Annotated in this window: 23 protein-coding genes; 10 read left to right on the top strand and 13 right to left on the bottom strand. The window is 60.1% G+C overall.

The genetic code is table 11. The features are described 5' to 3' along the window. Nucleotides 1–24 precede the first annotated feature (24 nt). Entirely contained in the window at nt 25–306 is a 282-nt protein-coding gene (locus tag ABTV87_RS18275; protein ID WP_433898075.1) for a cold shock domain-containing protein, read from the bottom strand. 224 nt (nt 307–530) lie between these two features. On the opposite strand from ABTV87_RS18275, the gene clpS reads away from it, so the two are divergent. Next, nucleotides 531–914: an ATP-dependent Clp protease adapter ClpS gene (gene clpS / locus ABTV87_RS18270; RefSeq protein WP_011334948.1), complete on the top strand. Its 384-nt coding sequence runs from the start codon at nt 531–533 to the stop codon at nt 912–914. Between the two features lie 30 nt (nt 915–944). Then, nucleotides 945–3,215, top strand: coding sequence for an ATP-dependent Clp protease ATP-binding subunit ClpA (gene clpA, locus ABTV87_RS18265; protein ID WP_007951436.1), 2,271 nt, complete (start codon nt 945–947; stop codon nt 3,213–3,215). A 774-nt stretch (nt 3,216–3,989) separates the two neighbouring features. On the opposite strand, the gene infA is transcribed toward clpA, so the two are convergent. The 3 genes from infA to aat form a co-directional block, all read right to left on the bottom strand. Next, on the bottom strand, nt 3,990–4,208 hold the full coding sequence (gene infA / locus ABTV87_RS18260; RefSeq protein ID WP_002553999.1) for a translation initiation factor IF-1: 219 nt from the start codon (nt 4,206–4,208) through the stop codon (nt 3,990–3,992). Nucleotides 4,209–4,320: 112 nt separating this feature from the next. Then, nucleotides 4,321–5,028: an arginyltransferase gene (locus tag ABTV87_RS18255; protein WP_221533695.1), complete on the bottom strand. Its 708-nt coding sequence runs from the start codon at nt 5,026–5,028 to the stop codon at nt 4,321–4,323. A 58-nt stretch (nt 5,029–5,086) separates the two neighbouring features. Further along, complete coding sequence (aat, locus tag ABTV87_RS18250; RefSeq protein ID WP_433898074.1) at nt 5,087–5,767, bottom strand: leucyl/phenylalanyl-tRNA--protein transferase; 681 nt, start codon at nt 5,765–5,767, stop codon at nt 5,087–5,089. A gap of 522 nt (nt 5,768–6,289) precedes the next feature. Here aat and ABTV87_RS18245 point away from each other — a divergent pair. From ABTV87_RS18245 to cysG, 6 genes are all read left to right on the top strand, one after another. Further along, nucleotides 6,290–8,698: a DNA translocase FtsK gene (locus tag ABTV87_RS18245; RefSeq protein WP_045121862.1), complete on the top strand. Its 2,409-nt coding sequence runs from the start codon at nt 6,290–6,292 to the stop codon at nt 8,696–8,698. Between the two features lie 78 nt (nt 8,699–8,776). Further along, nucleotides 8,777–9,397, top strand: a complete 621-nt coding sequence (lolA, locus tag ABTV87_RS18240) for an outer membrane lipoprotein chaperone LolA (protein ID WP_007958184.1) — start codon at nt 8,777–8,779, stop codon at nt 9,395–9,397. A 24-nt stretch (nt 9,398–9,421) separates the two neighbouring features. Next, nucleotides 9,422–10,744 (top strand): replication-associated recombination protein A, encoded by a 1,323-nt coding sequence (locus ABTV87_RS18235; protein ID WP_064597723.1) that lies wholly within the window; start codon nt 9,422–9,424, stop codon nt 10,742–10,744. Next, the gene (gene crcB / locus ABTV87_RS18230) at nt 10,744–11,118 is read left to right on the top strand and encodes a fluoride efflux transporter CrcB (RefSeq protein ID WP_064380678.1); all 375 of its coding nucleotides are present in this window, start codon (nt 10,744–10,746) and stop codon (nt 11,116–11,118) included. Before ABTV87_RS18235 ends, crcB begins: the two co-directional genes overlap by 1 nt. A gap of 15 nt (nt 11,119–11,133) precedes the next feature. Beyond that, the gene (gene serS, locus ABTV87_RS18225) at nt 11,134–12,414 is read left to right on the top strand and encodes a serine--tRNA ligase (protein ID WP_007958190.1); all 1,281 of its coding nucleotides are present in this window, start codon (nt 11,134–11,136) and stop codon (nt 12,412–12,414) included. Continuing rightward, a complete protein-coding gene (gene cysG, locus ABTV87_RS18220) occupies nt 12,415–13,809 on the top strand; it encodes a siroheme synthase CysG (RefSeq protein WP_007958191.1) in 1,395 nt (464 codons plus the stop codon). A 45-nt stretch (nt 13,810–13,854) separates the two neighbouring features. On the opposite strand, the gene ABTV87_RS18215 is transcribed toward cysG, so the two are convergent. From ABTV87_RS18215 to ABTV87_RS18180, 8 genes are all read right to left on the bottom strand, one after another. Beyond that, nucleotides 13,855–14,856, bottom strand: coding sequence for a glutathione S-transferase family protein (locus ABTV87_RS18215; protein WP_433898073.1), 1,002 nt, complete (start codon nt 14,854–14,856; stop codon nt 13,855–13,857). 91 nt (nt 14,857–14,947) lie between these two features. Beyond that, nucleotides 14,948–15,949 (bottom strand): glycosyl transferase family protein, encoded by a 1,002-nt coding sequence (locus tag ABTV87_RS18210; protein ID WP_433898072.1) that lies wholly within the window; start codon nt 15,947–15,949, stop codon nt 14,948–14,950. Further along, nucleotides 15,946–16,281 carry a TusE/DsrC/DsvC family sulfur relay protein gene (locus ABTV87_RS18205; protein WP_433898071.1) on the bottom strand — a complete coding sequence of 112 codons (336 nt, stop codon included), beginning with the start codon at nt 16,279–16,281 and terminating at the stop codon, nt 15,946–15,948. Before ABTV87_RS18205 ends, ABTV87_RS18210 begins: the two co-directional genes overlap by 4 nt. Further along, nucleotides 16,278–16,571 (bottom strand): sulfurtransferase complex subunit TusB, encoded by a 294-nt coding sequence (gene tusB, locus ABTV87_RS18200; protein ID WP_007958198.1) that lies wholly within the window; start codon nt 16,569–16,571, stop codon nt 16,278–16,280. The genes ABTV87_RS18205 and tusB overlap by 4 nt, the downstream gene beginning before the upstream one ends. Further along, nucleotides 16,571–16,927 (bottom strand): sulfurtransferase complex subunit TusC, encoded by a 357-nt coding sequence (tusC, locus tag ABTV87_RS18195; protein ID WP_433898070.1) that lies wholly within the window; start codon nt 16,925–16,927, stop codon nt 16,571–16,573. The genes tusB and tusC overlap by 1 nt, the downstream gene beginning before the upstream one ends. Nucleotide 16,928: 1 nt before the next feature. Then, nucleotides 16,929–17,321 (bottom strand): sulfurtransferase complex subunit TusD, encoded by a 393-nt coding sequence (tusD, locus tag ABTV87_RS18190; RefSeq protein WP_045121864.1) that lies wholly within the window; start codon nt 17,319–17,321, stop codon nt 16,929–16,931. Nucleotides 17,322–17,421: 100 nt separating this feature from the next. Beyond that, on the bottom strand, nt 17,422–18,123 hold the full coding sequence (locus ABTV87_RS18185) for a YoaK family protein (protein WP_007958213.1): 702 nt from the start codon (nt 18,121–18,123) through the stop codon (nt 17,422–17,424). Between the two features lie 24 nt (nt 18,124–18,147). Continuing rightward, nucleotides 18,148–18,477 (bottom strand): DUF6388 family protein, encoded by a 330-nt coding sequence (locus ABTV87_RS18180; RefSeq protein ID WP_433898069.1) that lies wholly within the window; start codon nt 18,475–18,477, stop codon nt 18,148–18,150. A 135-nt stretch (nt 18,478–18,612) separates the two neighbouring features. On the opposite strand from ABTV87_RS18180, the gene ABTV87_RS18175 reads away from it, so the two are divergent. Beyond that, complete coding sequence (locus ABTV87_RS18175; RefSeq protein WP_007958217.1) at nt 18,613–18,963, top strand: hypothetical protein; 351 nt, start codon at nt 18,613–18,615, stop codon at nt 18,961–18,963. Nucleotides 18,964–19,026: 63 nt separating this feature from the next. On the opposite strand, the gene ABTV87_RS18170 is transcribed toward ABTV87_RS18175, so the two are convergent. Next, the gene (locus tag ABTV87_RS18170) at nt 19,027–19,452 is read right to left on the bottom strand and encodes a GNAT family N-acetyltransferase (RefSeq protein ID WP_011334932.1); all 426 of its coding nucleotides are present in this window, start codon (nt 19,450–19,452) and stop codon (nt 19,027–19,029) included. Nucleotides 19,453–19,589: 137 nt separating this feature from the next. Here ABTV87_RS18170 and ABTV87_RS18165 point away from each other — a divergent pair, with 137 nt between their 5' ends. Then, a complete protein-coding gene (locus ABTV87_RS18165) occupies nt 19,590–20,027 on the top strand; it encodes a hemerythrin domain-containing protein (protein WP_007958228.1) in 438 nt (145 codons plus the stop codon). The last annotated feature ends 219 nt before the right edge of the window (nt 20,028–20,246 follow it).

Raw genomic sequence — 20,246 nt, 5'->3', positions numbered from 1 at the left:
TTTCTGGCAGGTGTTCGGGTCGCTTCAGCTGGTCACTGACTGGTGCTGAGCGGCTGCCGAGGCGGCATCTTTTGCGGCTTCGACATTCTGAATATTTGTGGCGTGCAGGCCTTTAGGGCCTTGCATGATATCGAATTTGACGATTTGCCCGGCTTTGAGGGTTTTGTATCCGTCCATCTTGATGGCGGAAAAATGGGCAAAGAAATCGATCTCCTTGCCGTCCTCGTCCTTCCCCTCGCGGGAGTCGGTGTTTATGAAACCGAACCCCTTGGCATTGTTGAACCATTTCACCTTGCCGACAGCCATGCTCAAATCCCTCTGCAACAGTCTCCATCGCTGGAGTATCATCCAATTCATCCGCAGTCGAATCCGTTAAAAAGATTGACTCCGCGGATCTTTTTTCCCCACTGTGGGTTCTATTGGTTGTAACACCGTTTTCCCGATAGTCAAGGTGACCGGGCAGTCGGAGTTGAAAACGTGTCAAGCCGCCCCCACCACTGTATTTGCACAACTGACGAACCTTTCTTTCCATGCATGCAATCAGCCAGATTCGACTAACATTCAATCAGGATCGCCCGCTTCTCCAAAAGGATCTTCCACAGGAGCACGACGACGATTCGGCAGGCGTTGCTGTTCAGGAAGCAAAGCCTGCGTTACAGGCGCCGCCGATGTACAAGGTGGTTTTGTTTAATGATGACTACACACCGATGGATTTCGTCGTCGAAGTGCTCGAGGTGTTTTTTAACCTGAATCGCGAGCTGGCGACCAAGGTCATGCTGGCCGTCCACACAGAAGGGCGGGCAGTATGTGGAGTGTTTACCCGCGACATCGCCGAGACAAAGGCCATGCAGGTCAACCAGTACGCCAGGGAAAGCCAGCATCCGCTACTCTGTGAAATCGAGAAGGACGGTTAATCGCCGACCACTTGGGTATGAGGTGAAGCTATGTTAAACCGCGAGCTCGAAGTCACCCTCAATCTTGCCTTCAAGGAGGCACGTTCGAAACGTCATGAATTCATGACCGTCGAACACCTGCTGCTGGCCCTATTGGACAATGAGGCTGCCGCCACCGTATTGCGTGCCTGCGGCGCAAACCTCGACAAACTCAAGCACGACCTGCAGGAGTTCATCGACTCCACCACGCCACTGATCCCCGTCCATGACGAGGATCGCGAAACCCAGCCAACCCTGGGCTTCCAGCGTGTGCTGCAACGTGCTGTCTTTCATGTGCAGAGCTCGGGCAAGCGCGAAGTGACTGGCGCCAACGTGCTGGTTGCAATCTTCAGTGAGCAAGAGAGTCAGGCGGTGTTCCTGCTGAAACAGCAGAGCGTTGCACGCATTGATGTCGTCAACTATATCGCTCACGGCATTTCCAAAGTGCCGGGGCATGGCGATCACTCTGAAGGTGAACAAGATATGCAGGACGACGAGGGCGGTGAGTCTTCTTCTTCAGGCAATCCGCTGGACGCTTATGCCAGCAACCTCAACGAACTCGCACGCCAGGGCCGGATCGATCCGCTGGTCGGGCGTGAAACGGAAGTCGAGCGTGTCGCGCAGATTCTCGCGCGCCGTCGCAAGAACAATCCGCTGCTGGTAGGCGAGGCTGGCGTGGGTAAAACCGCGATTGCCGAAGGCCTGGCCAAGCGTATTGTCGACAACCAGGTGCCGGACCTGCTGGCCAACAGCGTCGTTTATTCCCTTGATCTGGGCGCTCTGCTCGCGGGCACCAAGTATCGTGGTGATTTCGAGAAGCGCTTCAAGGCGCTGCTCAACGAACTGAAAAAACGTCCGCAGGCGATCCTGTTCATCGACGAGATCCACACCATCATCGGTGCGGGTGCTGCGTCCGGTGGCGTCATGGATGCCTCGAACCTGCTCAAACCGCTGCTGTCGTCTGGCGACATTCGCTGCATCGGCTCGACCACGTTCCAGGAATTCCGTGGCATCTTCGAAAAAGACCGTGCCCTGGCACGTCGCTTCCAGAAGGTCGATGTCGTCGAGCCGTCGGTGGAAGATACCATCGGTATTCTGCGTGGCCTGAAAGGGCGTTTCGAGCAGCATCACAACATCGAATACAGCGATGAGTCGCTGCGCGCCGCTGCGGAACTGGCTTCGCGCTACATCAATGACCGGCACATGCCGGACAAGGCCATCGATGTGATCGACGAGGCGGGTGCCTACCAGCGTCTGCAACCGGTCGAGAAGCGTGTGAAACGCATCGAAGTGCCTGAGGTCGAGGACATCGTTGCGAAAATCGCGCGGATTCCGCCGAAGCACGTCACCAGCTCCGACAAGGAACTGCTGCGTAACCTCGAGCGCGACCTGAAGCTGACGGTGTTTGGTCAGGACGCGGCGATCGATTCGCTGTCGACTGCGATCAAACTGTCCCGTGCCGGTCTCAAGTCGCCTGACAAACCTGTCGGTTCGTTCCTGTTCGCAGGGCCGACCGGTGTCGGTAAAACCGAAGCCGCGCGTCAATTGGCCAAGGCGCTGGGGATTGAACTGGTTCGCTTCGACATGTCCGAGTACATGGAGCGCCACACCGTATCGCGTCTGATCGGTGCGCCTCCGGGTTATGTCGGTTTCGACCAGGGCGGTCTGTTGACCGAAGCGATCACCAAGCAACCGCATTGCGTATTGTTGCTCGATGAAATCGAGAAGGCGCATCCGGAAGTCTTCAACCTGCTGCTGCAGGTGATGGACCACGGCACGCTGACCGACAACAACGGGCGCAAGGCGGACTTCCGCAACGTGATCGTGATCATGACCACCAACGCCGGTGCTGAAACGGCGGCGCGTGCTTCGATCGGTTTCACCCATCAGGACCACTCGTCCGATGCGATGGAAGTGATCAAGAAGAGCTTCACGCCGGAATTCCGCAACCGTCTGGATACCATCATTCAGTTTGGTCGCCTCAGTCACGAGGTCATCAAAAGCGTGGTGGACAAGTTCCTTACCGAGCTTCAGGCGCAGCTGGAAGACAAGCGTGTGCTTCTGGAAGTCACCGATGCGGCGCGCAGTTGGCTGGCGGCCGGTGGTTACGATTCGGCCATGGGCGCTCGTCCGATGGCGCGTCTGATCCAGGACAAGATCAAGCGTCCGCTGGCGGAGGAGATTCTGTTTGGCGAGCTGGCCGAGCATGGCGGTGTGGTTCACATCGACATCAAGGATGGTGAGTTGACGTTTGACTTCGAGACCACCGCAGAAATGGCTTGATGGCCGGGAAGTGAAAAGGCGCCTTCGGGCGCCTTTTTATTGTCTGTTTGTTTGGTGTGAATATCCGTTGTTGCGGTAACGGCTTCTTAGGGTTCCGCCCTTACGGCGGGTCACTTTTGGCAAACGCCCCAAAAGTAACCAAAAAGTCTCTAACCCTGACGTACGGCCCCTCGCTGAGGCTCGGGGTTCCTTCGCTCCGTGATTGATCCGGGGGCATCGCCTACGGTTTGCTTCGCTGCACCTCCTCTCGATGCATGCGGCTGCGCCGCACGGTCGCTGCGCTCCCACCCCCGGATCAATCCCTCCACTCAGCCTGCCGACGGGCCCTGCGATCAAAAGCGGTACTCGAGCTAACGCTCATCGTGTTGCGTGGTGAGGAGCGGGGGCTCTTGATCTGGCTTTTGCTTTGGCTTTTGATTTTGATTTTTTGCCCCTTCGGCAGGCCGAGCGGAGGTGTCCATCAGGGGGTAGGCGCGTAGCGCCGTGCGGCGAAGCCGCATACATCGAGAGGAGGTGCAGCGAAGCAAACCGTAGGCGATGCCCCCTGATGGACACCGTAGCGAGGGAACACTGAGCCTAAGCGAAGTGCCGTACGCCGGGGCGTAGACTTTTTGGTTACTTTTGAGGCGTTTGTCAAAAGTGACTCGCTGTAAGAGCGAAACCGCCAGCGGCAGCTCCCGAAGCAACGGATATACCCCCAAAACTCAAGCACAAACCCAAAACCCAGACAAACAAAAACGCCCGGCAAATGCCGGGCGTCTTGTATTGACTTGATTAGCGAGCGCGGTAAGTAATACGCCCTTTGCTCAAGTCATAGGGCGTCAGCTCGACGCGCACTTTGTCACCGGTAAGAATACGAATGTAGTTCTTGCGCATCTTGCCGGAAATATGCGCGGTTACGACGTGCCCATTTTCCAACTCCACACGAAACATGGTGTTGGGCAGGGTGTCGACGACAGTGCCTTCCATTTCGAAGCTGTCTTCTTTCGACATGCAGTAAAGCCCTCGGTATCCAATGAATGGCCCGGTGCAACTGCGCCAGGCAAAAGCGGCGTGCATTGTGCCCGAAAAATGGGGTTTACGCCAAGGGGTTTAGGGTTTGCGTTTAGTTCAGGATGACCCAGCGCTGATTGATCAGCAGTTCGATAGGCCGATATTGGGTCTTGTAGCTCATCTTTTTGCAGTTTTTGATCCAGTAACCCAGGTACACCGCCTCAAGCCCCAGGCGCTGGGCTTCGGCGATTTGCCAGAGGATCGCGTAGCGCCCAAGGCTGCGGCGTTCTTCCTGCGGTTCGTAAAAGGTGTAGACCGCCGACAGGCCGTTGGGCAGCAGATCGGTCACGGCAACTGCGAGCAACCGTCCGTCGAGCCGGAACTCGTAGAAGCGTGAGAAGGGCAGGTCGCGTACCAGAAAAGTCGAGAATTGATCGCGGCTCGGCGGGTACATGTCGCCGTCGGCATGGCGCTGTTCGATGTAGCGCTGATAGAGGTCGAAGTACTCTTCGCTGAACGCCGGCTTGACCGGGCGCACCTGCAAATCGATGTTGCGCTTGAAAATGCGTTTCTGCTGCCGGTTGGGGTTGAACTGCGCCACAGGAATGCGCGCAGGCACGCAGGCATTGCAGTTCTGGCAATGCGGGCGGTACAGGTGATCGCCGCTGCGACGAAAGCCCATTTCTGACAGGTCTGCGTAGACATGCACATCCATGGGCTGGCTCGGATCGAGAAACAGGGTCGTCGCCTGTTCCTCGGGCAGATAACTGCAAGAGTGAGGCTGAGTGGCATAAAACTTCAACCGCGCCAACTCGGTCATGATCAACCCTCAAGGGTAAGCTGGTGAATTAAGTGTAAGCCACGCGCGCAAAAGTCGCTCAGCAAACCCAGGTCGCGTGATTGGGTTGATCGAGGTGTCGGGCCAGATATTCAGCGAATGCAGAGCGGGAAATCGCCCGGGCGCCAAGGCTGTGAAGGTGGTCGGTCGGCATCTGGCAGTCGATCAGCACGAAACCCGCTTCTTTCAGATGTTGCACCAGCGTGGCAAAGCCGTACTTGGAAGCATTGTCCGCGCGGCTGAACATCGACTCGCCGAAGAACAGTTGCCCCATCGCCAGGCCGTACAGGCCGCCGACCAGTTCGCCCTCATCCCAGACTTCCACCGAATGGGCAAAGCCGCGTCGATGCAATTCGATATAGGCGTCCTGCATCGCTTCGGTGATCCAGGTGCCATCGGCGTATTCCCGGGGAGCGGCGCAGGCGTGGATTACGGCGTCGAAATCCTGATCGAAGGTCACTTGATAACGCTGTTTGCGCATCAATTTGCCGAGGCTGCGCGAGACGTGCAGTTCGTCGGGAAAAAGCACGGTGCGCGGATCCGGCGACCACCAGAGAATCGGCTGACCTTCGGAAAACCATGGAAAGCAGCCGTGACGATAAGCCTGGATCAAGCGATCGGCGGAAAGGTCACCACCGGCCGCCAGCAATCCGTTGGGATCGCGCATGGCCTTTTCCAGTGGCGGGAAAATCAGTGAATTGCGTTGTAACCAAGTCAGCATGGCGTCCAGGCTTGCAGAAGGGGAGGGCGGTGGGCGCTGGGCCCGCGGTAAAGTGTGCCGGGAAATGACGCGAATGTCCTCCGTTGCAGTGCGGCTTTTGCGTAGCTGCAACTTGAGCATCCGGATGCGGTCGTAATCGGGCGTTGCACCGGTGCGGGCAAGGTTGCCGATGCCAATGTGTGGCGCTCAGGGGAGATAAGGCGCGAATGCTTCGCTACGTTCATCAAATACACCTCATAAGCCTTTGTCACAAAAGGTAATGCATGCTCAAATTGAACGCCGGGTGTTGTGCGTTTGGCTATGCTTGAACCTGGGGCCTGGAAGCATGGCATCGAACGCGCAAACCCGTACAATGCCGGGCTGTTACAGAATATTCGCCGCGTGCCGTGTTTATAAAAGGCGGGGCGCAGTGTTAAAAGTAGTCTCCGTTGCGCCCGTCAATTTTTTTACCTGCCTGGATTGGGCAGTTTTTTATCGTCATTCAATAGATGGACGCGCCTCTGGCGCAGGAAAAGAAGCGTTTTGAAGAAATCCACGGAAGCACCAAAAACAGTCGTTCCGCTCTGGCGCCAACAGTTGCACTACCGGCTCAAGGAAGGTGCATTGATCGCCATCGGCGCCTTGTGCCTGTTCCTGATGATGGCGTTGCTGACCTACGGCAAGGACGATCCGGGCTGGAGCCACAACAGCAAGATCGACGACGTGCAGAACTTCGGCGGCCCGGCCGGTTCCTACAGCGCCGACATCCTGTTCATGGTGCTGGGTTACTTCGCCTACATCTTCCCGTTGTTGCTGGCGATCAAGGCGTATCAGATCTTCCGTCAGCGTCACGAACCGTGGCAGTGGAGCGGCTGGCTGTTTTCCTGGCGCCTGATCGGTCTGGTGTTCCTGGTGTTGTCCGGCGCTGCGCTGGCGCACATCCATTTCCATGCTGCCACTGGTTTGCCCGCTGGCGCCGGTGGTGCGCTGGGCGAAAGCCTTGGTGATCTGGCCCGCAATGCCCTGAACATTCAGGGCAGCACGTTGCTGTTCATCGCACTGTTCCTGTTCGGCCTGACGGTGTTCACCGACCTGTCGTGGTTCAAGGTGATGGACATCACCGGCAAGATCACCCTCGACCTGTTCGAACTGTTCCAGGGCGCGGTCAACCGCTGGTGGTCGGCGCGTACCGAGCGCAAGCAACTGGTCGCGCAACTGCGTGAAGTCGACGATCGCGTGCATGACGTGGTTGCACCGACGGTCACCGACAAGCGCGAGCAGGCCAAGGTCAAGGAGCGTCTGATCGAGCGCGAACAGGCTCTGAGCAAGCACATGTCCGAGCGCGAGAAACAGGTTCCGCCGGTCATCGCGCCGGCCCCGGTCAAGGCGCCGGAGCCAAGCAAGCGCGTGCAGAAAGAGAAGCAGGTGCCGTTGTTCGTCGACAGCGCCGTGGAAGGCACCTTGCCGCCGATCTCGATCCTCGATCCTGCAGAAAAGAAACAACTCAATTATTCGCCCGAATCCCTGGCGGCGGTCGGCCACTTGCTGGAGATCAAGCTCAAGGAATTCGGCGTCGAAGTCACCGTGGATTCGATTCACCCCGGTCCAGTCATTACCCGTTACGAAATCCAGCCTGCTGCGGGTGTGAAGGTCAGCCGTATCGCCAACCTGGCGAAAGACCTTGCACGTTCGCTGGCCGTGACCAGCGTACGGGTGGTCGAAGTGATTCCGGGCAAGACTACGGTCGGTATCGAGATTCCCAACGAAGACCGGCAGATCGTGCGCTTCTCCGAAGTGCTGTCGACGCCCGAGTACGACAACTTCAAATCGCCGGTCACCCTGGCCCTGGGCCACGATATTGGCGGCAAGCCGGTCATCACTGACCTTGCGAAGATGCCTCACCTACTGGTGGCCGGTACCACCGGCTCCGGTAAGTCGGTGGGCGTGAACGCGATGATCCTGTCGATCCTGTTCAAGTCTGGCCCGGACGACGCCAAGCTGATCATGATCGACCCGAAAATGCTCGAGCTGTCGATCTACGAAGGCATTCCGCACCTGCTGTGTCCGGTCGTGACCGACATGAAAGACGCCGCCAACGCCCTGCGCTGGAGCGTTGCCGAGATGGAGCGTCGCTACAAACTGATGGCGAAGATGGGTGTACGAAACCTGTCCGGCTTCAACGCCAAGGTCAAGGAAGCCCAGGACGCCGGCGAGCCGCTGAGCGATCCGCTGTACAAACGCGAAAGCATCCACGACGAAGCGCCGCTGCTGCAGAAGCTGCCGACCATCGTCGTGGTCGTGGACGAATTCGCCGACATGATGATGATCGTCGGCAAGAAGGTAGAAGAACTGATCGCCCGTATCGCGCAGAAGGCGCGTGCGGCCGGTATCCACCTGATCCTCGCGACCCAGCGGCCGTCGGTGGACGTGATCACCGGCCTGATCAAGGCCAACATCCCGACTCGGATGGCGTTCCAGGTATCCAGCAAAATCGACTCCCGGACCATCATCGACCAGGGCGGCGCCGAACAACTGCTCGGCCACGGTGACATGCTCTACATGCCGCCGGGCACCAGCCTGCCGATCCGGGTTCACGGCGCCTTCGTGTCCGACGATGAAGTTCACCGGGTGGTGGAAGCCTGGAAACTGCGCGGCGCGCCGGAATACAACGACGACATCCTCAACGGTGTCGAAGAGGCGGGCAGTGGTTTCGAAGGCAGCAGCGGCGGCGGTGACGGCGACGATCCGGAAGCCGACGCGCTGTATGACGAAGCCGTGCAGTTCGTACTGGAAAGCCGCCGTGCCTCCATCTCCGCTGTACAGCGCAAGCTGAAGATCGGCTACAACCGTGCCGCGCGCATGATCGAAGCCATGGAAATGGCCGGGGTCGTGACGTCGATGAACACCAACGGTTCCCGCGAAGTCCTGGCCCCTGGCCCGGTACGCGACTGATTCGATACCCTGATCCAAATGCAATGGACGGTGCATGAAGCGCCGTCCACTTTCCCACGAGTATTCAAGAGGACTCCCATGCGTCTTATCCGCATGTTGCTGCCGGTACTGGCTCTGACCACCCTCACGGCTCACGCCGATGACAAGGATGTGGCTCGCCTGACCCAATTGCTCGAAACATCCAAGACCCTGACTGCCAATTTTTCCCAGCTGACCCTCGACGGCAGCGGCACCCAGTTGCAGGAAACCACCGGCGACATGACGCTGCAGCGTCCGGGCCTGTTCTACTGGCACACCAATGCGCCAGCCGAGCAGACCATGGTGTCCGACGGCAAGAAGGTCACCCTGTGGGACCCGGATCTGGAACAGGCCACCATCAAGAAGCTCGATGAGCGCCTGACCCAGACGCCAGCCCTGTTGCTGTCCGGCGACGTTTCGAAGATCAGCCAGAGCTTCGACATCAGCGCGAAAGAGGCCGGCGGCGTGATCGACTTCACCTTGAAGCCGAAAACCAAGGACACCCTGTTCGACAGCCTGCGTCTGTCGTTCCGCAACGGTCTGGTCAATGACATGCAACTGATCGACAGCGTCGGCCAGCGCACCAACATCCTGTTCACCGGTGTGAAGGCCAACGAAGCGGTCCCGGCATCGAAGTTCAAGTTCGACATCCCGAAGGGTGCCGATGTGATCCAGGAATAAACACAGAGGTTTCAACGGTACGTGATGGATCTGTTTCGCAGTGCACCGATTGCCCAGCCACTGGCCGCCCGTTTGCGGGCGACCAATCTGGATGAGTACGTCGGTCAGGAACACGTGCTCGCTCGCGGCAAGCCTTTGCGCGAAGCGCTGGAGCAGGGTGCCCTGCATTCGATGATCTTCTGGGGCCCGCCGGGCGTGGGCAAGACCACGCTGGCGCGGTTGCTGGCGGAAGTTTCGGATGCGCACTTCGAAACGGTCTCGGCGGTCTTGGCCGGGGTCAAGGAGATCCGTCAGGCGGTGGAAATCGCCAAGCAGCAGGCCGGCCAGTACGGCAAGCGCACGATCCTGTTTGTCGATGAAGTGCACCGCTTCAACAAGTCTCAACAGGACGCCTTCCTGCCGTACGTTGAAGACGGCACGCTGATCTTCATTGGCGCCACCACCGAGAACCCTTCTTTCGAACTGAACAACGCATTGCTGTCGCGGGCGCGAGTCTACGTACTCAAGAGCCTCGACGAAGCGGCGTTGCGCAAACTGGTGCACCGCGCGCTGACTGAGGAGCGTGGTCTGGGCAAGCGTCATCTGACCCTCAGCGATGAAGGCTTCCAGATGCTGCTGTCCGCCGCCGACGGTGATGGCCGGCGCCTGCTGAACCTGCTGGAGAACGCCTCGGACCTGGCCGAAGACCACAGCGAGATGGGCACCGAGCTGCTGCAAAGCCTGCTCGGCGACACTCGCCGACGTTTCGACAAGGGCGGCGAAGCGTTCTACGACCAGATTTCTGCGTTGCACAAGTCGGTGCGCGGCTCCAATCCGGACGGCGCGCTGTACTGGTTTGCGCGAATGATCGACGGCGGCTGCGATCCTCTGTATCTGGCCCGGCGCGTGGTGCGCATGGCCAGCGAAGACATCGGCAACGCCGACCCCCGCGCCCTGAGCCTGTGCCTGGCCGCGTGGGAAGTGCAGGAACGTCTCGGCAGCCCGGAAGGTGAGTTGGCAGTGGCTCAGGCCATCACCTATCTGGCTTGCGCGCCGAAAAGCAACGCGGTGTACATGGGCTTCAAGACCGCGCTGCGCGCCGCCGCCGAACACGGTTCGCTGGAAGTGCCGCTGCACCTGCGCAATGCGCCGACCAAATTGATGAAGCAATTGGGCTACGGCGACGAATACCGTTACGCCCACGACGAACCGGACGCCTACGCGGCCGGCGAAGACTATTTCCCGGAAGAACTCGACCCGATTCCGTTCTATCAACCGGTGCCGCGCGGCCTGGAGTTGAAGATCGGCGAAAAGCTCAACCACCTTGCCCAACTTGATCGTTTAAGCCCCCGGCAGCGGAGAAAATAGTGGTTCCATTGATCGTTGCAGTCTCCGTCGGCGGGATTGCCGGCACCTTGTTGCGCTTCGCCACCGGTAATTGGGTCAACGCCAATTGGCCGCGGCACTTCTATACCGCGACGCTGGCCGTTAATATCGTGGGCTGTCTGCTGATTGGCGTGCTGTACGGCCTGTTTTTGATACGCCCGGAAATACCGATCGAGGTACGTGCCGGGTTGATGGTCGGCTTCCTCGGGGGGCTGACGACTTTTTCATCCTTTTCACTGGATACGGTGCGCCTGCTGGAAAGCGGGCAAGTGCCGCTGGCCCTGGGCTATGCGGCCATCAGCGTATTCGGCGGGCTGCTCGCGACCTGGGCCGGCCTGTCCCTGACCAAACTTTGATAACGAGAAACCGACATGCTCGATTCCAAACTGTTACGTAGCAACCTTCAGGACGTAGCGGACCGCCTGGCTTCCCGTGGTTTTGCCCTGGATGTCGCGCGCATCGAAGCGCTGGAAGAACAGCGCAAGACCGTCCAGACCCGCACCGAAGCACTGCAGGCTGAGCGTAACGCGCGTTCCAAATCCATCGGTCAGGCCAAGCAGCGTGGCGAAGACATCGCGCCGCTGATGGCGGACGTCGAGCGCATGGCGGGCGAACTGAGCGCCGGTAAAGTCGAGCTGGACGCGATCCAGACCGAACTGGACTCGATCCTGCTGGGCATTCCGAACCTGCCGCACGAATCGGTACCGGTCGGCGAAGACGAAGACGGCAACGTCGAAGTCCGCCGCTGGGGCACGCCGACCGCTTTCGACTTCCCGGTTCAGGACCACGTGGCCCTGGGCGAGAAGTTCGGCTGGCTCGACTTCGAAACCGCCGCCAAGCTGTCCGGCGCGCGTTTCGCGCTGCTGCGTGGCCCGATTGCCCGTCTGCACCGCGCACTGGCGCAGTTCATGATCAACCTGCACGTCACCGAGCACGGCTACGAAGAGGCTTACACGCCTTATCTGGTTCAGGCCCCGGCGCTGCAAGGCACCGGTCAACTGCCGAAGTTCGAAGAAGACCTGTTCAAGATCGCTCGCGAAGGCGAGGCCGATCTGTACCTGATCCCGACCGCCGAAGTGTCGCTGACCAATATCGTGGCCGGTGAAATCGTCGATTCGAAACAGCTGCCGATCAAGTTCGTTGCCCACACCCCGTGCTTTCGCAGCGAAGCCGGCGCGTCGGGTCGTGACACTCGCGGCATGATCCGTCAGCACCAGTTCGACAAAGTTGAAATGGTCCAGATCGTCGAGCCGTCGAAGTCGATGGAAGCGCTGGAAGGCCTGACCGCCAACGCCGAGAAAGTCCTGCAACTGCTGGAGCTGCCTTACCGCACCCTGGCGCTGTGCACCGGCGACATGGGCTTCAGCGCGGTCAAGACGTACGACCTGGAAGTGTGGATCCCGAGCCAGGACAAGTACCGTGAAATCTCGTCGTGCTCCAACTGCGGCGACTTCCAGGCCCGCCGCATGCAGGCGCGTTTCCGCAACCCGGAAACCGGCAAGCCTGAGCTGGTGCACACCCTGAACGGTTCCGGTCTGGCGGTCGGTCGTACCCTGGTTGCCGTGCTGGAAAACTACCAGCAGGCCGACGGTTCGATCCGCGTGCCGGACGTGCTGAAACCGTACATGGGTGGCCTTGAGGTCATCGGCTAAATGAAATATCTGCCGCTGTTTCACAACCTGCGCGGCAGTCGTGTGTTGGTCGTCGGTGGGGGGGAGATTGCCTTGCGCAAATCCCGCCTGCTGGCCGATGCCGGTGCGCTGCTGCGGGTGGTCGCACCTGAAATCGAAGCGCAACTGCGCGAACTGGTAGCCGCCAGCGGTGGCGAATGCCTGCTGCGTGGCTACGCCGAAACGGATCTGGACGGTTGCGGGCTGATCATTGCCGCCACCGACGACGAAGCGTTGAACGCGCAGGTCTCCGCCGATGCCCATCGGCGTTGCGTACCGGTCAATGTGGTCGATGCGCCGGCGCTGTGCAGTGTGATCTTCCCGGCGATCGTCGACCGTTCGCCGCTGATCATCGCGGTCTCCAGTGGCGGCGATGCGCCGGTGCTGGCCCGGCTGATCCGCGCCAAGATCGAAACCTGGATTCCTTCGACCTATGGCCATCTGGCCGGTCTGGCTGCGCGGTTTCGCGATCAGGTCAAAGGCCTGTTTCCCGATGTGCAACAGCGTCGCGGTTTTTGGGAAGACGTGTTCCAGGGGCCGATTGCCGATCGTCAGCTGGCTGGTCAGGGCGCCGAGGCCGAGCGTCTGTTGCAGGCGAAAATCGACGGCGAAGCGAGTGTTACCACTGGCGAGGTGTATCTGGTGGGCGCAGGGCCGGGCGATCCGGATCTGCTGACTTTCCGCGCCTTGCGCCTGATGCAGCAAGCCGATGTGGTGCTGTACGACCGCTTGGTGGCTCCGGCGATTCTTGAACTGTGCCGTCGCGATGCCGAGCGTGTCTACGTCGGCAAGCGTCGCGCCGATCACGCTGTGCCGCAGGATCAGATCAACCAGCAACTGGTGGATCTGGCCAAGGCCGGCAAGCGTGTGGTGCGGTTGAAGGGCGGAGATCCGTTCATCTTCGGCCGTGGCGGCGAAGAGATCGAGGAACTGGCGGCCCATGGCATCCCGTTCCAGGTGGTGCCGGGCATTACGGCGGCCAGCGGTTGCGCGGCGTATGCGGGGATTCCGCTGACTCATCGCGATTATGCGCAGTCGGTGCGTTTCGTCACCGGGCACTTGAAGGACGGTTCGACCGATCTGCCATGGGCCGACCTTGTCGCGCCGGCGCAGACGCTGGTGTTCTACATGGGCCTGGTGGGGTTGCCGGTCATCTGCGAGCAGTTGATCAAACATGGTCGTGCTGCCGATACCCCGGCCGCGCTGATCCAGCAGGGCACCACGGTCAATCAGCGGGTCTTCACCGGCACGCTGGCCGACCTGCCGCGTCTGGTGGCGGAGCATGAAGTGCATGCGCCGACTCTGGTGATCGTCGGCGAAGTGGTGCAACTGCGCGAGAAACTGGCGTGGTTTGAGGGCGCTCAGGGTCAGATCTGACGACTCTGAAGGGATCGTTCCCACGCTGTGGGAACGATCCTGCTCTCAACCTCTGCGCCAGACCCCTTTGCCGCCCAACCGGTCCCGGTCATGGGCAACAGTGAAATCCTGCTTCGGCCCCTTCGGCACCACCCCGGTCGGGTTGATGGTCTTGTGGCTGCCGTAGTAGTGATTCTTGATGTGCTGAAAGTCCACGGTCTCGGCAACGCCCGGCCACTGGTACATCTCACGCAGCCAGTTCGACAGATTCGGATAATCGCTGATCCGCCGCAGATTGCATTTGAAATGCCCGTGATACACCGCATCGAAGCGAATCAGCGTGGTGAACAAGCGCACGTCCGCCTCGGTCAGGTATTCGCCCGTCAGATAACGATTGGCGCCCAGCACTTGCTCCAGATGATCCAGCTCGGCAAATACATCATCGAACGCTTCTTCATAGGCCTTCTGCGAGGTCGCGAAACCGGCGCGGTACACACCGTTGTTCACGGCAGGGTAGATCCGCTCGTTCAGCGCATCGATCTCGCTGCGTAATGGCGCTGGATAGAAGTCCAGATCGTTGCCGGTCAAGTCATCGAAGGCGCTGTTGAACATGCGGATGATCTCCGCCGATTCGTTGCTGACGATGCGCTTGAGCTTCTTGTCCCACAGCACCGGCACGGTGACGCGGCCGGTGTAGTCGGCGGTGTCGGCGGTGTAGCGCTGGTGCATGAAATCGAAGTGGTCGAGTTTTTCGCCGGTCGAACCGAGGTTCTGGTCGAAGGTCCAGCCGTTTTCCAGCATCAGCCAGCTAACGACGGAAACATCGATCAGGCTTTCCAGGCCCTTGAGCTTGCGCAGAATCAGCGTGCGATGCGCCCACGGACAGGCGAGGGAGACATAAAGGTGATAACGCCCGGCTTCGGCAGTAAAACCGCCTTCACCACTCGGGCCCGGCTCGCCGTTGCGAGTGACCCAGTTGCGACGCTGCGCCTGTTCGCGCTGGAACGCGCCGTCCTTGCTGCTTTCGTACCACTTGTCCTGCCAGCGGCCGTCGACGAGTAAACCCATGATCAAGACTCCAGAAACCAATATTCGTTGGAGTCGAGTCTATTCCGATGAGTTCGAACAAAAAGCGCAAAGATCGGGCGTTAATGATCGGTTAAATCGATTTGTCCCGCGCGGCCCAGTATTGCTCGGCGGTTTCGAAAGCCTGCTCACGGCTCTGACCGAGGCCGCGCAGTGCCAGCGCCATGGTCGAAATCAACGCCATTTGCGGGTAACTGTCGACCACATCGCCACGCCAGACGGCCTTCAAATGCTCGATATCCAGCGAAGAAGGTTTGACGTGACGCTGCGCCGACAGCTGCGGCCATTCCTCGTCCCAGCTCTCGCCGCCGGTGGTGCCGTACAGGTGACTGTCGGCATCCGGGTTGATCTCGATTTCGCCGCCGTCACCCTTGATCACGATCGCCGTGTCGCCGAGCAGGCCGCTGGCATCGCGGTGCACCGCTTGATAGCCGGGGTGGAAAATACTCTGCAGGCCGCAACGCGCGCCCAATGGATTGAGGATTCGCGCCAGCGAATGGATCGGCGAGCGCAGGCCGAGGGTGTTGCGCAGGTCGATCATCCGTTGCAGCTGCGGCGCCCAGTCCACCAGCGGCATGAACGCCAGGCCACCGTTATCCAGCGCCGTGCCGACCTGTTGCCAGTTGCGGCACAGCGGAATGTTCAGCTCACCGAGCAATTGTTCGGAGTACAAGCGCCCGGCGGTGTGCGCGCCACCGCCGTGCATGAAGATGCGCACGCCGTTCTGCGCCAGGCACTTGGCGGCCAGCAGATACCACGGCAGATGACGTTTCTTGCCGGCATAGGTCGGCCAGTCCAGATCAACGTTCAGCGCCGGGGCCTGCAAGCGCTCGCGCAGGGCCTCGGTGAAGCCGGCCATTTCCTCGGCGCTTTCTTCCTTGTGCCGCAGCAGCATCAGGAAAGCACCGAGCTGGGTTTCTTCGACCGCTTCGTCGAGCACCATGCCCATGGCTTGCCGCGCTTCCTCGCGGGTCAGGTCACGGGCGCCGCGCTTGCCCTTGCCGAGGATGCGCACGAACTGGGCGAACGGATGCTCGGCGGGCGTTTCGAGGGTCAGCGCTGGATAGTCGGTCATAGGCAATTCGTCGGTTTGGGCAGGCCCGCCAGTTTCGCGGCGAGTTTGGCAGGGGTGCCTTTGAACAGTCGGTTCAGGTGCAGGCTGTTGCCTTTCTCCGCGCCGAGTTTGAGCGCGGTGTACTTGATCAGCGGCCGGGTGGCCGGCGACAACTGGAATTCGGCGTAGAAGCTGCGCAGCAGTTCGAGGACTTCCCAATGTTCCGGGCTCAGCTCGATGTCTTCGGCAGCGGCGAGGGCGCTGGCGACTTCGGCCGACCAGTCGTTGAGGTCGACCAGGAAGCCGTCCTTGTCCAGTTCAATGGCGCGGGCGCCGACATTCAGCGCATTCATAGCCAGCTGTTGACCTTGTCGTGGTGGATCGACAGCTCGACGAAGGCCGGGTAATCGATGGCTTCGGCCCAGTCCGGAATCTGCACGGCACGGGCTTGCGCGTCTTCGGCCAGCACGAACAATTTCACCTTACGCGATTCCAGCGCACTGAACGGCGCAGTGCCGGGTTGCAGCGCATAAGCGGCATCGCCAGACAGCAACAGCGCATCGGCAGCGCCCAGCAGGCGCAGGCAACTGGTCAGGCGTTCGTCGCCGAACGGGGAGTGGGACAAAACATGCAAAGTCGACATCAGAGGGTGATCACCTGGTCGTAACGGTCAATAAGGGCGGTGATTTGTTCGGCGGCCAAAGGCTGCGCCTCGTCCAGCGAACGATCGCCGAGGCCGCGAGCACTGGCGCTTTCGGCGCAGTAGAACAGCTCTTCGACACCGAACATCGGCAGCGCTTGCAGATTGGCGCTCAGGTCTTTCTGTTGCAGGGCCTTGGCGTTTTGTCCGGTGGCCAGTTGCAGCACGCCGTCGTCGAGAAACAGCAGACCGATCGGCAGATCGAAGGCGCCGCCGGCCAGCACGATGTCCAGCGCTTCGCGGGCGCCGGGGCCGGACCACGGCGATTGGCGGCTGATAATCAGAAGGGACTTGGCCATGTCATGCGCCTCCGAAACAGATGAGGCGGTCGGCATCCTGCACCGCATCATGCAACTGGCCGAGGCCGGACAATTCCCACGGTGCGCTGACGGCCACGGCGTCACGTTGATAACGCCCGGCTTCCTCGGTATTCAACACGCCACGGCGCAGGGCTGCGGCGATGCACACCACGCCGTCGAGGTTTTGTTCGGTGATAAAGGTTCGCCACTGTTTGGGCAGGTCCAGTTCGTCCTGCGGCGTGACCACGGCGTCGGACGCGTTGTGGACTCCGTCCTGATAGAAAAACAGCCGGACAATCTCATGCCCGCCGGCCAGCGCGGCCTGAGCGAACAGCAGGGCGCGGCGCGAGGAGGGCGCATGGGCGGCGGAAAACAGCGCAATGGCGAACTTCATGACGGACTCGATCAGCAAAACTGCGGCCATGATAAAGCTTTCTCGGTGGGGCGGCGAAGCGGATGTTTCCCGCGCCCGTTTCGATGCAAGCAGGTGTCCGTCAACGCGGCATGTAGCCCAACTGCCAACGCCGCGGAATCTTCAGGGTCAGCAGCCCCAGTACGGCGGCAAACAGTCCGCTGACCAACATCGCCTTGAGCCCCAGATGATGTTCCAGCACTGCCCCCAGAATGGCGCCGACCAGCATCCCGCTCCACGGCACCAGTTGCACCCGCCAGCCGCTTCGCCGTTCGCCGAGCACCCACCGGCCCAATCCACGGCCGAATCGGGACAGGGCGCCGGTGACGTACGTCAGCCCGACCGGCAGACCGTTCACTTCTTCCACCGCCGCGTTGAGCATGCCCATCGCAATGATCGCCGCCAGCAGGGCCGGCAGTTGCGTGTCAAAGGGCCAGGCCGCCAAACAGAGCAGGGCGGCGATGGATAGCAGCAACGGCAGCGCCCGCCGACCACCCAGTCGGCTGACCACAACCCCGAGGGCATTACCGACAATGAACGTGGCGACCAGCAGGATCAGCCTTAACGTCAGTGCGCTGTCGCCATCACTGATCGCCACCGCCAGCCGCGTGGTGTTGCCGCTCATGAAGGAAACGAAATCGCCGCTGGCCATGAAGCCGATGGCGTCGGTCATGCCGGCCAGTACCGACAGGCTGGCAACCAGCGCCAGGCCCACACGGCCGCGCCATTTCTGTATATGAAGATGCCCGGGGCTGGCGCGGTGGGTCGAGGTGGAAGGCAACATCGAGGCAGCGTCCTTGAGCGGGGTTTACGGTTCTATGCCATACAGCTCGCAATACTCAAGCCAGTCCATGCCGGCCATTTCCGCCACTTCGCGATGCACTTCCAGGCGTTGCGCCTGATACTCCTCGGGCGTCGCGGCGGTGAGCTGCAAGGTCAGTTCCCAGGCAAACAGACCCTGGCTTTCGGCCTCGGCTTCGAACGCTTCGTGCAGGCGTTCTTCGCGGTACTGCGCTTGGGTTTCGCCCTTGGCCTGGGCTAGCAGCGGGTTGAGGTGATCGAGGGCTTCGCGCAGTTCCGGACGCGCATCGAGAAACAGTTTCAAGGCCTGTTCGTGTCGCTGGTCAGTAGGCGCCATGGGCTTTCCTTGTAAGGCTGATGACCGTTAATGTGCCGCAGCGGCCGGTATGTGTCGCGTTCTAAATGCAGTAAAGCAGAACGATTTTTGGCGTTGCGGTGATACAGTCCGCTTTTTTCCGAATGAGCGAATGCAATGCGAATGCTGATGGTGGCACTGGCGGCAACCCTGCTGGCCGGTTGCGCGGGTTCGGCGATGGAAGACGCCCGCACGCAAACCCCTTACAAGACCCTGAATTCGGATAAACCCGAAAAAGTCGTGGCCCAGTGCGTGCAATTCGCCTGGCAGGACGAAGCGGTGTTCGGCGTGGACGCAGCGGCTTATCTGCAACCGGGCAAGAAGGGCGGTTCGACGGTCTACACGCGTTCGGCGGAGTCGTTCGTCGACTTGACCACGGATGCGTCCGGCACGGTTTTGAATTACTACGCGCAGAAGGATGATTTTGTGGCCAAGCGCCGCTTGGCGGCGCTGGCGACCTGTCTGTAACGGGCAGCTGAATGCGTTGACGCTACGCGACCCTCGCCAGCCTGCGGGCGGGGGGCGCTGAACTCAATCAATCAAACGCTTCTGGAAGAAATGTCGCTTGTGCCCCAGCGGATAATCCACAATCTCGCCACACTCGGTATACCCCAGTTTTTTGTAGAACCCGGGCGCCTGAAAATCAAAGGTATCGAGCCAGATCCCTACGCAGTCTTTTTCCCGGGCGAATTCCTCGACCATGTTCATCAGCTTCGAGCCGATTCCCTGTCCCCGGCCTTCTTCCGGCACCGCCAGCAACTCGATAAACAGCCACCGATAAAACGTGTGCCCATAGAGGCCACCGAGGATCGCGTCGTTATCGTCGCGCACGAGCAACGCGACCGGTTCGTACAGCGAAGGCCCGGCTTTGGCGATGTTATGGGCACGCAGGGGCGCCAGGATGGCTGCGCGCTGTTCTTCGGTAGGGTCCTGTGACAGCTCGATCCGCAACGTCATGTTGTCTTCCTTGTAGTAATGAATCGGCAGCCTATCGCGCCGCAGCCGATTGAAGCAATCGCTTGGAACCGTCGCTCCTGCGCCGGGGTCTAGCCCTTTAGGGCGTCCATCCGGAACGCGTTTGCCTGGGAGATTCCATGAACATTTTCGAAGCCCTGCGTGAAAGCCACGATCGTCAGCGGACCTACGCGAAATCGTTGATCAAGACCAGCGGTGACACCCCGGAAAGGGTGGAGGCCTACAAGCAACTGAAGGCTGAGCTTCAGGCTCACGAAACGGCCGAAGAGCGCCATTTCTATATCCCGCTGATGGAGTTCGACAACGGTGTCGACCTCAGCCGCCATGCCATCGCCGAGCACCATGAAATGGACGAAATGATGGAAGAGCTCGACGAGACCGAGATGTCCAGCCCGGCCTGGCTGGCCACGGCGAAAAAGCTCTCGGAGAAGGTCCATCACCACCTGCAGGAAGAAGAGCAGAAGTTCTTCCAGATGGCCGGCAAGCTGCTCGACGACAAACAAAAGGAACAGCTCGCCGGGCAGTATCAAAAGGAGTTCGAGGCGCAGCTTCCCTGAACCGGTGAATGCAGGTTTTTGTAATGACGCGGTGTAGTCTTTTTGCCATGCGTCAGGTGAGCGTCGTCGCAAAGCACTGTGTTTATATACAGTATTTTCGGCGTTTTCGAGTTTCGCCGAGGCCGACTGCGACAAAACCACCGATGGACAAAAAATCCCCCTCCGTTAGCTTGAAGGCCTCTCCTCGGACAGGAGAGTTCTTAAATCAACGGAGTGAAA

This window comes from Pseudomonas sp. PSE1(2024) (genome assembly GCF_050990555.1).
GTDB lineage: Bacteria > Pseudomonadota > Gammaproteobacteria > Pseudomonadales > Pseudomonadaceae > Aquipseudomonas > Aquipseudomonas aphyarum.
Note: the sequence above shows the minus strand (reverse complement) of the source record. Positions and strands in the feature narration are given on the sequence as shown.